17 protein-coding genes and 1 pseudogene are annotated in these 13,484 nt (G+C 36.2%); 14 read left to right on the top strand and 4 right to left on the bottom strand.

All coding sequences use genetic code 11. From position 1 onward, the window contains the following. Nucleotides 1–205 precede the first annotated feature (205 nt). Together HMPREF2731_RS15520 and HMPREF2731_RS06065 are read left to right on the top strand one after the other, a co-directional pair. A pseudogene (locus HMPREF2731_RS15520) lies at nt 206–391 on the top strand (hypothetical protein); the annotation flags it as partial. A gap of 178 nt (nt 392–569) precedes the next feature. Next, the gene (locus tag HMPREF2731_RS06065) at nt 570–2,180 is read left to right on the top strand and encodes a CTP synthase (RefSeq protein WP_070872574.1); all 1,611 of its coding nucleotides are present in this window, start codon (nt 570–572) and stop codon (nt 2,178–2,180) included. Here HMPREF2731_RS06065 and HMPREF2731_RS15525 read toward each other — a convergent pair. Then, a complete protein-coding gene (locus tag HMPREF2731_RS15525) occupies nt 2,157–2,369 on the bottom strand; it encodes a hypothetical protein (protein ID WP_083325476.1) in 213 nt (70 codons plus the stop codon). The genes HMPREF2731_RS06065 and HMPREF2731_RS15525 overlap by 24 nt on opposite strands. A gap of 102 nt (nt 2,370–2,471) precedes the next feature. On the opposite strand from HMPREF2731_RS15525, the gene HMPREF2731_RS06070 reads away from it, so the two are divergent. The 4 genes from HMPREF2731_RS06070 (at nt 2,472) to HMPREF2731_RS06085 (ending at nt 6,431) form a co-directional block, all read left to right on the top strand. After that, the gene (locus tag HMPREF2731_RS06070; protein ID WP_002290335.1) at nt 2,472–3,341 is read left to right on the top strand and encodes a class II fructose-bisphosphate aldolase; all 870 of its coding nucleotides are present in this window, start codon (nt 2,472–2,474) and stop codon (nt 3,339–3,341) included. Between the two features lie 164 nt (nt 3,342–3,505). Beyond that, the gene (locus tag HMPREF2731_RS06075; RefSeq protein WP_002290334.1) at nt 3,506–4,777 is read left to right on the top strand and encodes a UDP-N-acetylglucosamine 1-carboxyvinyltransferase; all 1,272 of its coding nucleotides are present in this window, start codon (nt 3,506–3,508) and stop codon (nt 4,775–4,777) included. Next, nucleotides 4,774–6,069, top strand: coding sequence for a transcription termination factor Rho (gene rho, locus HMPREF2731_RS06080; RefSeq protein WP_002290332.1), 1,296 nt, complete (start codon nt 4,774–4,776; stop codon nt 6,067–6,069). Before HMPREF2731_RS06075 ends, rho begins: the two co-directional genes overlap by 4 nt. A gap of 98 nt (nt 6,070–6,167) precedes the next feature. Next, nucleotides 6,168–6,431 carry a type B 50S ribosomal protein L31 gene (locus HMPREF2731_RS06085; protein ID WP_002290330.1) on the top strand — a complete coding sequence of 88 codons (264 nt, stop codon included), beginning with the start codon at nt 6,168–6,170 and terminating at the stop codon, nt 6,429–6,431. 92 nt (nt 6,432–6,523) lie between these two features. Here HMPREF2731_RS06085 and HMPREF2731_RS06090 read toward each other — a convergent pair whose 3' ends face one another. Next, nucleotides 6,524–7,420 carry a helix-turn-helix domain-containing protein gene (locus tag HMPREF2731_RS06090; protein WP_070872576.1) on the bottom strand — a complete coding sequence of 299 codons (897 nt, stop codon included), beginning with the start codon at nt 7,418–7,420 and terminating at the stop codon, nt 6,524–6,526. Between the two features lie 377 nt (nt 7,421–7,797). Between HMPREF2731_RS06090 and HMPREF2731_RS06095 the strand changes: the two genes are divergently transcribed. The 7 genes from HMPREF2731_RS06095 (at nt 7,798) to HMPREF2731_RS06130 (ending at nt 10,934) form a co-directional block, all read left to right on the top strand. Then, complete coding sequence (locus HMPREF2731_RS06095; protein ID WP_024636481.1) at nt 7,798–8,112, top strand: hypothetical protein; 315 nt, start codon at nt 7,798–7,800, stop codon at nt 8,110–8,112. 334 nt (nt 8,113–8,446) lie between these two features. After that, complete coding sequence (locus tag HMPREF2731_RS06105) at nt 8,447–8,809, top strand: thioredoxin family protein (protein ID WP_070872583.1); 363 nt, start codon at nt 8,447–8,449, stop codon at nt 8,807–8,809. 166 nt (nt 8,810–8,975) lie between these two features. After that, complete coding sequence (locus HMPREF2731_RS06110; RefSeq protein WP_070872579.1) at nt 8,976–9,302, top strand: hypothetical protein; 327 nt, start codon at nt 8,976–8,978, stop codon at nt 9,300–9,302. A gap of 3 nt (nt 9,303–9,305) precedes the next feature. Continuing rightward, nucleotides 9,306–9,689: a hypothetical protein gene (locus tag HMPREF2731_RS14860; RefSeq protein WP_141762868.1), complete on the top strand. Its 384-nt coding sequence runs from the start codon at nt 9,306–9,308 to the stop codon at nt 9,687–9,689. Nucleotides 9,690–9,710: 21 nt separating this feature from the next. Then, complete coding sequence (locus tag HMPREF2731_RS15300; RefSeq protein WP_002320697.1) at nt 9,711–10,112, top strand: hypothetical protein; 402 nt, start codon at nt 9,711–9,713, stop codon at nt 10,110–10,112. An 81-nt stretch (nt 10,113–10,193) separates the two neighbouring features. After that, the gene (locus HMPREF2731_RS06125; protein ID WP_080004838.1) at nt 10,194–10,412 is read left to right on the top strand and encodes a DeoR/GlpR family DNA-binding transcription regulator; all 219 of its coding nucleotides are present in this window, start codon (nt 10,194–10,196) and stop codon (nt 10,410–10,412) included. Between the two features lie 156 nt (nt 10,413–10,568). Then, nucleotides 10,569–10,934, top strand: coding sequence for a DUF2512 family protein (locus HMPREF2731_RS06130; protein WP_002289228.1), 366 nt, complete (start codon nt 10,569–10,571; stop codon nt 10,932–10,934). Nucleotides 10,935–11,080: 146 nt separating this feature from the next. Here HMPREF2731_RS06130 and HMPREF2731_RS06135 read toward each other — a convergent pair whose 3' ends face one another. Together HMPREF2731_RS06135 and HMPREF2731_RS06140 are read right to left on the bottom strand one after the other, a co-directional pair. Further along, the gene (locus HMPREF2731_RS06135) at nt 11,081–12,289 is read right to left on the bottom strand and encodes an MFS transporter (protein ID WP_002315436.1); all 1,209 of its coding nucleotides are present in this window, start codon (nt 12,287–12,289) and stop codon (nt 11,081–11,083) included. An 18-nt stretch (nt 12,290–12,307) separates the two neighbouring features. Beyond that, on the bottom strand, nt 12,308–12,586 hold the full coding sequence (locus tag HMPREF2731_RS06140; RefSeq protein ID WP_002335524.1) for a hypothetical protein: 279 nt from the start codon (nt 12,584–12,586) through the stop codon (nt 12,308–12,310). Between the two features lie 192 nt (nt 12,587–12,778). Between HMPREF2731_RS06140 and HMPREF2731_RS06145 the strand changes: the two genes are divergently transcribed. Then, nucleotides 12,779–13,435 carry a Crp/Fnr family transcriptional regulator gene (locus HMPREF2731_RS06145; RefSeq protein WP_002289231.1) on the top strand — a complete coding sequence of 219 codons (657 nt, stop codon included), beginning with the start codon at nt 12,779–12,781 and terminating at the stop codon, nt 13,433–13,435. Nucleotides 13,436–13,484 lie beyond the last annotated feature (49 nt).

Consider the following 13,484-nt stretch of genomic DNA (forward strand, 5'->3'; position numbering starts at 1 on the left):
GACTTGGTTGGACTTATTACCGCAGATGCAAGTCTTTGAACACCGTTTATCAAGAGGTTGTGAAAAAGACGTTTAGTTTCGAGTATTAAGAAAAATTTTGTGAAAATGGTTCCTCAAATTTTTGCATAAATTTGGCTTAATACCGAGAAACTGGCTTTTGAACACCGTTTATTTAGAAATAAAGGGGGCACGACGTTTGTCGCACCTCCTTATTTTTTATCTATTGTTTCACTTAAAATTTTTCAGTAAAGATTTCCTGATTTGCTTAAGTTTAACGTTAGCTATGTTTATCTAAAGCCTATTATGTGGGTTGAATTTTTTTGCACTCATAAAGGACTTAAGAAATAATTTCTCAAAGGATATCGAAAAAGAAAAAATTGTAAGCGGATAGTCTTCATTTGAGTACTTGACTTTCCCTCAGTCAGCTTGTATTATACACCTTGGGCACCCTTTTAAAGGGTCAGAAGTTTACAGAAATTTCGGCTCCCTATTCTTATTAAAGAATAGGGAGCTTTGTTTATTTTCTGAGACTTTTCCTGCACATAAATTAAAAAGGAGTTTTTGAACTTATGACAAAATATATTTTTGTGACCGGCGGTGTCGTTTCATCAATCGGAAAAGGGATTGTTGCAGCTTCTTTAGGACGCTTATTGAAAAACCGCGGCTTAAAAGTAACTATCCAAAAATTTGATCCATACATCAATGTGGATCCAGGGACGATGAGCCCATATCAGCACGGAGAAGTATTCGTAACAGATGATGGTGCTGAAACAGATTTGGATCTGGGCCACTACGAACGTTTTATTGACATCAATTTGAACAAATACTCCAACGTGACGACAGGAAAAATCTATTCTGAAGTTTTGCGTAAAGAACGTAAGGGCGAATACTTGGGAGCAACAGTTCAAGTTATTCCTCATATTACAAATGAGATCAAAGAAAAAATCATGCGAGCAGCTAAAATGACTGATTCAGATGTGATCATTACAGAAGTAGGAGGAACGGTAGGAGATATAGAATCTTTGCCATTCCTTGAAGCACTTCGTCAAATGAAAGCAGATGTCGGTACAGATAATGTTATGTATATCCATACAACATTGATCCCTTACTTGAAAGCTGCTGGAGAAATGAAAACTAAACCAACGCAGCACAGTGTAAAAGAGCTACGTGGTTTAGGTATCCAACCGAATATTTTGGTGGTACGTACAGAGCAACCTGTTTCTCAAAGCGTGAAAAACAAATTGGCACAATTTTGTGATGTCGAGCCAGAAGCAGTCATCGAGTCGCCAGATGTAGATACACTTTACTCCATCCCGTTAGTTTTACAAGCACAAGGAATGGATCAAATCGTTTGCGACCATTTGAAACTAGATACACCAGAAGCAGACATGACAGAATGGAAAGAATTAGAAGAACGTGTCTTGAACTTGAAGAAAAAAGTACGGATTGCACTTGTCGGTAAATACGTCGAGTTACCAGATGCATATATCTCAGTAGTTGAAGCATTGAAACATTCTGGTTTCGCCTATAACTCAGACATCGAGATCGATTGGATCAAAGCACAAGAATTAACGAGAGAAAATGTAGAAGAACGTTTGAAAGATGCAGATGGAATCTTAGTTCCTGGCGGTTTCGGCGATCGCGGAGTAGAAGGGAAAATCGAAGCAATTCGTTATGCTCGCGAAAGTGACGTTCCATTTTTAGGGATTTGTCTTGGTATGCAGATGGCTTGTGTCGAATTTGCACGTAACGTCGTTGGGTTGGAAGATGCGGCATCAGCTGAAACGAATCCAGATACAGCAAACAACATTATTGATTTAATGGCTGATCAGGAAAACATCGAGAATTTGGGTGGAACTTTACGCCTTGGATTATACCCATGTAAAATCAAAAAAGGAACGAAGACGGCTGAAGCATATGATGGAGCTGATGTTGTGCAAGAACGTCACCGTCACCGCTATGAGTTCAACAACAAATATCGTCAAATGTTTGAAGAACAAGGACTAGTCTTTTCAGGTGTCTCACCAGACAACCGTTTAGTAGAAATCGTAGAACTGCCAGAGAAGAAATTCTTTGTGGGATGCCAATTCCACCCAGAATTGATTTCTCGTCCAAATCGTCCGCAAAAATTAATCAAAGCATTTGTCGGAGCATCATTAGCAGATCATGAAACAAAATAATTTTTTAGCTTGATAGAAAGAGAAAAGTATCAAGAGAAGGGGATAAGCAATTTTCTTGTTACTTTTCTCTTTTTCTGATTTGTTATTATTTATAGGAAAAAAGATAGGAAGTAAAAGACTTTTTTTGAGTAAAGAGCGATTAAGCATTTTATTTTTTGCAAAAAACTTCTTGAAAATTTTCATTTTCATTGATTTTAGTAGAAAACTACCGAAATGTTTGGTAAAATAGGGTCGTTGGTTAAGAATTGTCTTAACAAATTTAGTTTTACAAAACTTAGGAGGAATTTTATTATGCCAGTAGTATCAGGAGCTGAATTTTTAAAAGCTGCTCGTAAAGGTGGTTACGCTGTCGGCGGGTTCAACACAAACAACTTGGAATGGACTCAAGCAATTCTTGAAGCGGCTGAAGCAAAACAAGCACCAGTACTTATCCAAACATCAATGGGTGCAGCTAAATACATGGGTGGTTACAAAATCTGTAAAGATTTGATCACTGATTTAGTTGAAGCAATGAACATCACTGTTCCAGTTGCTATCCACTTAGACCATGGTGACTACGAAGCTGCTTTGGAATGTATCGAACTAGGCTATACTTCAGTAATGTTCGATGGTTCACATCTACCATTCGAAGAAAACTTGAAATTAGCTAAAGACGTTGTTGAAAAAGCACACGCAAAAGGTATCTCAGTTGAATGTGAAGTTGGTTCAATCGGCGGAGAAGAAGACGGAATCATTGGTAACGGCGAATTAGCTGACATCGAAGAATGCAAACAAATGGTTGCTACAGGTATCGACTACTTAGCTTGCGGTATCGGTAACATCCACGGTCAATATCCAGAAAACTGGAAAGGATTAGCATTTGACCACTTACAAGCAATTGCTGATGCTGTAGGTCCAGACATGCCTTTAGTATTACATGGCGGATCAGGTATTCCTCAAGATCAAATCGAAAAAGCTATCTCAATGGGTATCTCAAAAGTAAATGTTAACACTGAATTCCAGTTATCATTTGCTGCAGCTACTCGTAAATATATCGAAGCTGGTAAAGATAAAGAAGGTAAAGGATTCGACCCTCGTAAATTATTAGCTCCAGGTAAAGCAGCAATCGTTGAAGATGCGAAAGCTCATATCGACTGGTTTGGTTCAGCTAACAAAGCGTAAGCATCCACATAACAGATACGATGTATAGGAATGGAGAACGACTTTTGAAGTCGTTCTCCATTCTTTTTTACTTAAAACGGCAGACCATGCTCGTTTCTTTTTTTTATCTATGATAAAATACAAGCATATCCATGAAAAAAGATTAATAAACAAGGTGGAAACAGATGAAAAAAATCGTAATCAAAGGAAACCGACCTTTAGCTGGCGAAGTAACGATCAGCGGTGCAAAAAATAGTGCAGTCGCATTGATTCCAGCTGCAATCTTAGCTGATTCCCCAGTGATCTTGGAAGGTGTGCCGGACATACAAGATGTTCATTCATTAATTGAAATTTTAGAGATTATGGGCGCAACGGTCCATTTTTCCAACAACATACTAGAAATTGACCCTCGAGAAATCGTATCGGTTCCGATGCCGCACGGAAAAATCAATAGTTTGCGTGCGTCTTATTATTTTATGGGAACACTGCTTGGTAAATTTGGGGAAGCGGTGGTAGGCCTGCCAGGAGGCTGTTATTTAGGTCCTAGACCGATTGATCTACACGTCAAAGGATTTGAAGCTCTAGGTGCTGAAGTGACAAATGAACATGGTGCCATGTATTTACGGACAGAAAATGAAGGGTTGCATGGCAATCGGATTTTTATGGACGTGGTTTCAGTCGGAGCTACAATCAATGTGATGTTAGCTGCTGTAAAAGCAAAGGGACAGACAGTAATTGAAAACGCTGCACGAGAACCGGAAATCATCGATGTGGCAACTTTACTGAATAATATGGGGGCAAAAGTTCGAGGAGCGGGTACAGATGTGATCCGTATCGAAGGAGTCGAAGCATTACATGGCTGTCGTCATTTCATGATTCCTGACCGTATCGAAGCAGGAACCTATCTGGCATTAGCAGCTGCAGCAGGAAAAGGTATCAAAGTGAAAAATGTGATTTTTGAACATTTGGAAAGTTTTATAGCAAAATTGCAGGAAATTGGCGTCCATATGAAAATCAGCGAAGATGAAATCGAAGTTTACCCCTCAAAAGAATTAAAAGCCGCAAATATCATGACCTATCCTTATCCAGGATTTGCCACAGATTTGCAGCAACCACTCACTGCGTTGCTATTGATGACCGCAGGCACTTCAGAAATCATCGATACGATCTATGCGAAACGGGTGAATCACGTGCCTGAATTAGCTCGAATGGGCGCTGATATTACCGTGGAAGGAAATATGATCATCGTGAATGGTCCAAATAAACTTCACGGAACAGAAGTCGTGGCTTCCGATCTTCGGGCAGGTGCTTGTTTAGTGATTGCCGGACTATTAGCAGAAGGAACAACGACGATTTATAACGTAGATTATATCTTACGCGGTTATGATCATATTATCGAGAAACTAACAGCCTTAGGGGCATCAATCGAAATGATAGAGGAAGTGGGAGCTGAATGAGCGATTATTTGACAATGGCAGAACTAGAGAACAAAACGTTAAAAGAAGTTTATAGTTATGCCAAAGAATTTAAAATTCCTTATTACAGTAAGATGAACAAAAAGGAATTATCTCTAGCTGTGATTCGTGCACAAGCTGAGAAACAAGGATTTTATTATATGGAAGGGATATTAGATATCGTTGGTCAAGATGGTTACGGTTTTTTACGGCCAATTAATTATGGACCAAGTGCAGAAGATATCTATATTTCTGCCTCACAAATCAGACGATTCAGTTTGAGAAATGGGGACAAAGTGGCAGGAAAAGCCCGTCCGCCTAAAGAATCGGAACGTTATTATGGTTTGATGCACGTGGAAAGCGTTAATGGAAAAGATCCGGAAGAAGCAAAAGAACGTCCGCATTTTCCAGCCTTAACACCTCTTTATCCGCAAAGACAGCTTCAACTGGAAACAACACCGCAAAGACTATCTACCCGAATGATCGATATCTTCTCTCCAATCGGTTTTGGTCAGCGTGGATTGATCGTCGCACCACCAAAAGCAGGGAAAACTTCTGTATTAAAAGAAATCGCAAATGGTATCACCGAAAACTATCCGGAAGTAGAATTGATCGTTCTGCTGATTGATGAACGTCCGGAAGAAGTAACGGATTTAGAACGAAGCGTGAAAGGCGACGTGGTATCTTCTACATTTGATCTGCAGCCGCAAAACCATACTCGAGTTTCTGAATTAGTATTGGAACGTGCAATGCGTTTAGTCGAAGATAAACGAGATGTCGTTATCTTGATGGATAGTATTACTAGACTTGCTCGGGCCTATAACTTAGTCGTTCCACCAAGCGGACGTACATTGAGTGGCGGGATTGACCCAGCCGCATTGTATAAACCTAAGAAATTTTTCGGGGCGGCAAGAAACATCGAAGAAGGTGGCAGTTTGACGATTTTAGCGACCGCTTTAGTCGATACAGGAAGCCGCATGGATGACGTGATCTATGAAGAATTCAAAGGAACTGGAAATCTAGAATTACAACTTTCACGCGAGTTATCCGAACGTCGGATCTTCCCAGCCATCGATATCAAAAAATCAGGTACCCGAAAAGAAGAATTATTGATGCCAAGTGAAGAACTAGAAGAAATTTGGAAACTTCGAAAAAATATGACTGGAGATTCATTAGAATATACGGAACAACTGATCCGCTTTTTGCGTAAAACAAAAAACAATCAGCAATTTTTCAAAGAATTTCAAGATGTCTCCTTTGGTAAAAAAAATCCGACCAGAAATCTGAAAAGATAATTGCAACCTTGACTGAAACATGTTAAGATGTTAATGTTGTAAATCGACAAATCAACTCTGGTTCAGCAAATGGAGCAGGGCAAAGGAGCGAAAAAATCATGAAAGAAAACATCCATCCAGATTACCACCCAGTAGTATTCATGGATTCAACAACTGGTTTCAAATTCTTGTCAGGTTCAACAAAAACTTCACAAGAAACAGTTGAATGGGAAGACGGTAATACATACCCAGTCATCCGTGTCGAAGTAACTTCTGACTCACATCCATTCTACACTGGACGTCAAAAATTCACACAAGCAGACGGACGTGTGGACCGTTTCAACAAAAAATACGGTCTCAAAGACGCAAACGCTGCGGAATAATAAAAACGCTGATAATTCAACGTTTAGCAGACTATCCGATAGGGATAGTCTGTTTTTTTTCGTTTTTGACCATAATGAATAGATGGATATCGTTACTCAAAAATGGGTGGGATACAGTAAATTTTTTCGAATTTTATTAAATCAAATTTAAATTCATTGATTAAACTATCCATCTCTAATAATTCTAGTCCTTGTAAAATTTTCATTATTTGTTTTCGTCCTTTGATGCTATCTCCTTCTATATGACAGATTAATGCCTTATAAAATTGAATGGATATCTGAGTATCTTTTGCAAACAATAATCTATGATGAGTAGCTTCAAATTTTTGTAAGTATTGTTTAGAAAAGTGAATATTTTTGCGTTCTAACATTAAAAGAAAAGCATTATTATAAAGACTGGATAATATCGGATGAAATATTTCAAAATCGTTGTATTTTTCAATTTTGCGTTCGATTTCTGTAAGCCTTTGGGAAATATAGTTTGTATCAAAAAGAAATAGTAATGAGCTAAAACTGATCATTTCAAATCTTCCCCACTCATTTACTTTTTCTAAATAATTGGCAAAGTGATCCAAGTGTTTTTTATCATTTTTATTCAGCTTACGTTTTTCTATGGGCAGAGTATACCAATCAAAAGTTTTTATGATTAAATAGTTGCGAATATCAACAATGTCTCGTGTAGTATTTGCTTTTTTTCGAATGATTTCTAAAGTATACTTCCGTGATCCTCTATTCTCTCTAGTAGCTTTAATAAAATCTTTTATCTTTTTATTTTTCTTTCGTATGCTATCAAATTCTAGATATAAGACAAATTCATCCATGGTTATATTCAATTTATCAAGAAATTCCAATAAAATAACAAAAGGTATGCTATTTTTTCCAGTTTCATATCTAGATAATGTATTTCTTGTTGTTATATTGTTAGCTAATTTTTTTTGAGAGATACCTCTTTCTACACGCAATTTCTTAAGCAATTCCCCGCTATCCATATCACCGCTCCGTTCTTTTATAATTGTTATGCGCAAATTAATCACAAAATGAAAATAATACGTATTTTTAATCATAATAACATAGTAGATAAAATAAAAACACGGGAGGTGTGTATTTAATATTGAAAATCGGGGATAGGTTGTTATTTGGGTGGTGGATAGATTGTCGATCGATTATTTATCCCAGTTCTAAATGTTTCTGCAAGCAAAGTAGTTAATTATAAGACAACAAATGAAAAAATGATTTCAGATTTTACGGATGAAAAATTAGATATATTCACGAAGTTGTTTGATATTACGGAAACTACAAAGTTAGTAAGTACAATAGTAACTAATGATATGAAGTCAAGATTTCAAATGAATTACGCAATAGAAATATGATTATTCATGTACCAAAAAGCTCGTTGGATTTAACAAACGCAAAAGTTCTACAAGTTACAGAAAATTCAAAGGATTTTTATACGATCACAGTGCCCATAGTAGGCGATGACTATAATTTATTTAGTAATTTGACGGTTACTTACAGTCAGAATGGAGAAAATGAAGGATATCAAGAAACTATTATTAGTCGAGGGTTGAACAATAAAATTCAAATTGAATCTTATGTAAACGGTAAATTGATGAAATCTGATTTACTTAATGAAGAGTTTTTATCTAACGAGCAAATTAAGAAGGACATGCAAAATGTATAAAAGCAAGGAGTTTTGTTACCTCAGAGTAGAGGTGTTGCTGCTAAAATTGCTTGTATTGTTGTTGTTCTTGGTATTAGTAAATACGTTGCGACTATCATTGCAGGAGCTTGTGTTGGTTCGTGCCCAGCTATACCAGTTATTTATGCTGCTTGTATTGGAGGTTTCGTAGCTTTAGGCACTGGGACGATGAGTTCTGTAGTGGCTTGTTTTAAACTTTGATTGGATTTGATGAGATGTGAAAAAGTCGATTAAAACTAGCAGAATAATTATATCGTTTCTATGTCTCTTTGTAGTAGCATTCTCGTTGATTTTTTTTCAAACGGGCAGATTTGGTATGAATAATATTCTACCTGAGATAAAGACAGAAGTGTTAAAATCAAAGCTTGAAGGTTCTGATACTCTCTTATTATATGTAGGTAGACCGACTTGTATTCAATGCCAAGAAATCGAACCTACCCTTCGGAACATATTAAAAAGTATAGAAATAAAAGCCAGCTACTATAGAACTGATATAGCTCGAAACGAAGATGAAAAGAGCTTAGAGGAAGTAGCTGAAAAGCTTGATTTAACTGTAGTACCCTCATTATTAATCATTTCTAAAGGTGTTTTAGTTGATAGATTAGATGGTGTTTACACTGAAAAAGCTATTTCTGAATTTTTAGAAAATAATAAAACTATTTTTGAGGAGGATGCATAGTTGTTTATCCCTATATATAGCATGATACTTCTAGGCTTATTTTTAGTATTTTGTCTTTACGCTCTGAAAATACTTCAAAAAAATAATGATGATACGCGACGTCAAATAGCACAATTAAGAAAAGATATTGAGTTGATCTTGGAAAAAATTAGGGAAAATAATTAAAATGGTGGATTTACGTTACTTAGAGAATTATTCTAAGCAAGTGCTTTTGTTAGCGGTTTCGTTTGCCTATGGATGCTTTGTCAGTCCTAGCGAATTAAAATTAAGTAATTTCAATTTTCGTACATTGACAAATGAGTGCGAGAACAAATTTATTTTTAGCTTATCTACGGATAGTCAAACTATTGATAGGTTATCCAAAGCATATGGACAAAAGTATCTAAACTTGGATTTTCTTGAAAATCAAGGGAAAACTTCATGGTGTGCAGCATACGCTACTACAGCTATTATCCGTTATCAAACCAAGAAAAGTTTTCCTACTGCACGATAGATGATGTCAACCTTGTATCCAAGTTCATCCAATTTAGCAGATGAATCTGCCTCAAATATCCAATGTATTAGCTACGCTAATTCTTATGGATTTCATAGTATTTCAAATAGATGGGGGACAGCTACAGCAGAAGGAACGATGCTTGAAATTAATGCGAATCGGCCATATTGGGTATCTGCGCTAAAACAAACTAGAGGGAAGGATAGGCATGCGTTTGTTGTTAGAGGGTACGCTAACTTTGATTTTTATAAAACGATTTCCGTATGGAATCCATGGAGTAATTCAAGCTATGGATATGATCTACTGGACCCTTCCAGTCATTTGATTAGTACTCATGGGGTGGTATTCAAACAAGATTCAGGATTATTTTCTTGGCATTATCTATAAATAGCATTAGGGGTGTTAGGAGTGAAGTATAAAAAAATTTCTTCTCTTATTCTAGTAACAATATTATTATGTACGGCTTGTTCTTCTCCCGCTAGTCAACCGAAGAAAAAAGAACTAGAATTATCAAAGGAAGAATGGGAGCAGCTAACTTTTTTTTGTGGAGAATGGGTATATACGGGAGATGAATCAATGTGGACAATCAACATTGATAAACATTCAATAGACATTTCGTATGATAAACACCAGTTTAATGGTGCTTTCACAGGCATAAAAGTAAATGATGGGTTGACGATATATTGTGAAGATAATCAATGGGCCTACACATTGGATAAGAGAGATGATGAGCGTATATTCGTTATACGCAGTAAGCTAGATTCTGGAACGACTTCAAATGCGATGGGAATAGAGTTAATAAAAAAGTAAAGAAATTAGAATAATTATAAATGAGAGCAAATTCAAGAGTTTGCTATAAGACAAGTGATAAAAACACCTTATATTAACAAAATGAAGAGGGGTTATTTCAAAGTAAAAAACCATTTACCTAAAAATAGAAAACAAGCAGACCGGCTTGCCGTTTTAGTTACACAGCAAAAAATCGCACATAAATTCATGCATCAAGCCATTGCTTTTCATGAAATCGATTATCTGGTGACAAGTAACGAACTGGCAAAAGAACAGTATGAGAAAGTAAAGGAACACCATATCGAATGTCTGTATGGATGAATTATTGCGTGAATATTCTAAGGTGTTTTCCCATTTTTTCATTTTCTTAGATAGGACCTTATCTTTGCTCGCTTCTCTTAGCCGATGGTATAATAACGAAAAGGTTATCTTGTTAGATAACCTTACTTTTTTATCCAGAAGAAAGGAGTGCAGAAAATGAAACATGTGAAGGCGTTGGTAGTGAAGGCAATCATGATCTGGGCAATTCTTTGGGTCGTGCTGACCGGTTTATACGGTGTTAGCTTTATGGATTCAACGATTGTTGGGGTAATTATCGTAGTGATGATCTATGTGCTAGGGGATCTGTTGATCTTACGTAAAGTAGGAAACATCGCAGCAACGATCGCAGATGCTGGTTCAGCTGCAGTTATCTTGTGGCTCTATCTATACTTTATGAATGATACAGTCGATATTTGGATGAAAGTCTTGATTCCTGCTCTATTGATTGGTGTGGCAGAATGGTTCTTCCACAAGTGGTTGCTAAGTCAAGGAATCGTACCAGATGAACGGAAAATGGAATAAATCAACAGTTAAACTATTCTTATCGATAAATGAAAGCTTTAAAAATAAATAGATGTTTAATTAAGAATAATCATAAACTATTTTTACTCAAAAAACCGCTCAGATCATTTTCAGATCTGAACGGTTTTTTTATCTATTCATCAAGATTAAATTTCATTTTTCAATGATTCAATCAATTCGCCCTCTGCTTCATGACTATGTTTTCGGCCATTCGCAAGATAGAGCGCTGTACATATCAATGGAATGACTCCGGCAATCACATACAATCCTCTAAATGAAGTAAGAGATTTTAGCATCCCCATCAAATAAGGACCAACCCCTAAGCCTAGGTCTAAACCAATAAAGTAGGTAGACAAAGCAATACTGATGCGGTGTTCTTTTACGATCTTCAAACAGACAGCTTGTCCATTTGACATGAACGTACCATAACCTAAGCCGACTAATGCTCCAGAAATAAGCAATGTCACACTATTTGTCGTTACACTCAGTAAAAATAATCCTGCTGTTAAGAATAAATAGCTAGGATACATCACGTATTGTTCTCCTTTGACATCGAAAATCCTTCCAGTCAATGGACGTGTAAACGTGATGACCAAAGCATATACGACGAAGAAAAATGACCCAGCAGCAACTAAGTGGATTACTTTTGTATAAGAAGATAAAAATGATAAAACACTTGAATAAGAAAGACCCATCAAAAAGGCGATTCCTGTAATGAAAAGTGCTTTCTTTTCAATAAAACTATTGATATTCCATGAACGAAGAGATGTTTTTTGTTCTTCAGATAATGGAATATTTTTTACAGGAAAGACAAGGCAGGCAATCGTAACAAAGAAGACCAGTACAATTGAAAACCAAATAATGAAACGAAAGTCAGTCATGTTCAGCAAAATCATTCCTAAAAATGGTCCAACAGCGGCAGCTAAACTAGTACTTAATCCGTAATAATTGATGCCTTCCCCTTTTTTAGATGCAGGGATATATGCAGTAACGATAGCATTTGTAGCTGTAGAAACTGTACCGTAACCAAATCCATTCAAGAATCGAACTAAATACAATGCCCCGATAGTTGGTGTATAAAGATAAGCTAATGTTGTCAGAAGATAGAAAATCGCGCCGCCTCTTAAGGTAAACTTCCGACCAAATAGTTCTAACTGTTTCCCCATGAATAAGCGTGCCAGCAATGTTCCGATGATATATATTCCAGAAGCAAAACCTGCTTGGCTCAAGCTGGCGTGTAATGTGTCTTGCGCAATGACTGCCATGATGACCATCAATAGATAATAAATCAGGTAGACAATAAAATTGATCAATGTGATTCCGATAAAATATTTATTAAATAATTTCTTTTCCATGTATGTTATACATTCCCCTTAAGCTGAATATGCTTTTAATTTTTGTATTTGGACTTCTACATCGTGATAATTGGATGGATAGCGATCAACAAGTTGGCGAATAAATAAATCCCGTGTAGACATAAACAGGTTTAAAAATTCTTCGCATTCGTTTGTTGGATTCTCATCCACTGCTTTGATCAATTCGATCGAGTTTTGATACGCATCATTTAAAAAGACTAAAGAAGCTTTCATGTCAAATCTTGTTTGATACGCTGTTTCTAATCGATTAATGATTGTTTTCATCCAGTAATTCATGTTTTTTCCCTCTATTCTTAAAAAATTTTACTTCTGCAGTATAACGAATAAAAAAAAGGAAAAAAATCGCATAAGTGATAGAAAAAGGTACTTAACAAATGTTAATATCATTAGTAAAATACCTTTGGACTTTAAAAAGTTTTAAAGTACTGTATGATCTTTTTAGATGAAAGTTTGGATGGGGGAGCATCATTGGATAGTAGAGTCTTAAAGGAATATTTGGATAAAAATGATTTTCCGATAATACGCAAAGGATATCATAAATATTTGACATTCGAAGGGATGGAAGATTCCCATACGTATATCTTGAAAGAGGGAACGGTAAAAGCAAGTGTTATTTCAAATGATGGGAGAGAATTTAACCTTCGCTATATCAAAGATCTTGAAATCGTCTCTCTTTTAAAAGACGAATATTCACAATTCATCGATTCGCCGTATAATATTCGAGTTGAATCAGAATATGCAGAGTTTTATCGAATCAATCGTGTACGATTTTGGCAAAATATCAACCAAGATCCAAAGCTGCAACACTATGTAAAAGAGTATTACCGCTATCGCTTGCTTTATTCGATGAAAAAAATGCAACAAATGCTGTTAAATGGAAAACTGGGAGCTGTTTGTACGCAACTTTACGAATTATATGATTTATTCGGTGTGCGAACAGAAGAGGGGATGCTGATCGATTTTTCGATCACAAATGAAGAAATCGCCAAATTTTGTGGTATTTCAACTGCTAGCAGTGTGAACAGAATTTTAAAGCAGTTGAAAAAAGATGGTATTATCACAGTGAAAGATCATCATATCGTTATTTTGAATATGGACTTGTTAGAAGACAATATTATCTTTTGATGAACAAAGAGGTTGTAACAGAAGTGGTCAGCTTCAAGAAATAAGAAGG

The organism is Enterococcus sp. HMSC072F02, assembly GCF_001837725.1.
GTDB lineage: Bacteria > Bacillota > Bacilli > Lactobacillales > Enterococcaceae > Enterococcus_B > Enterococcus_B lactis.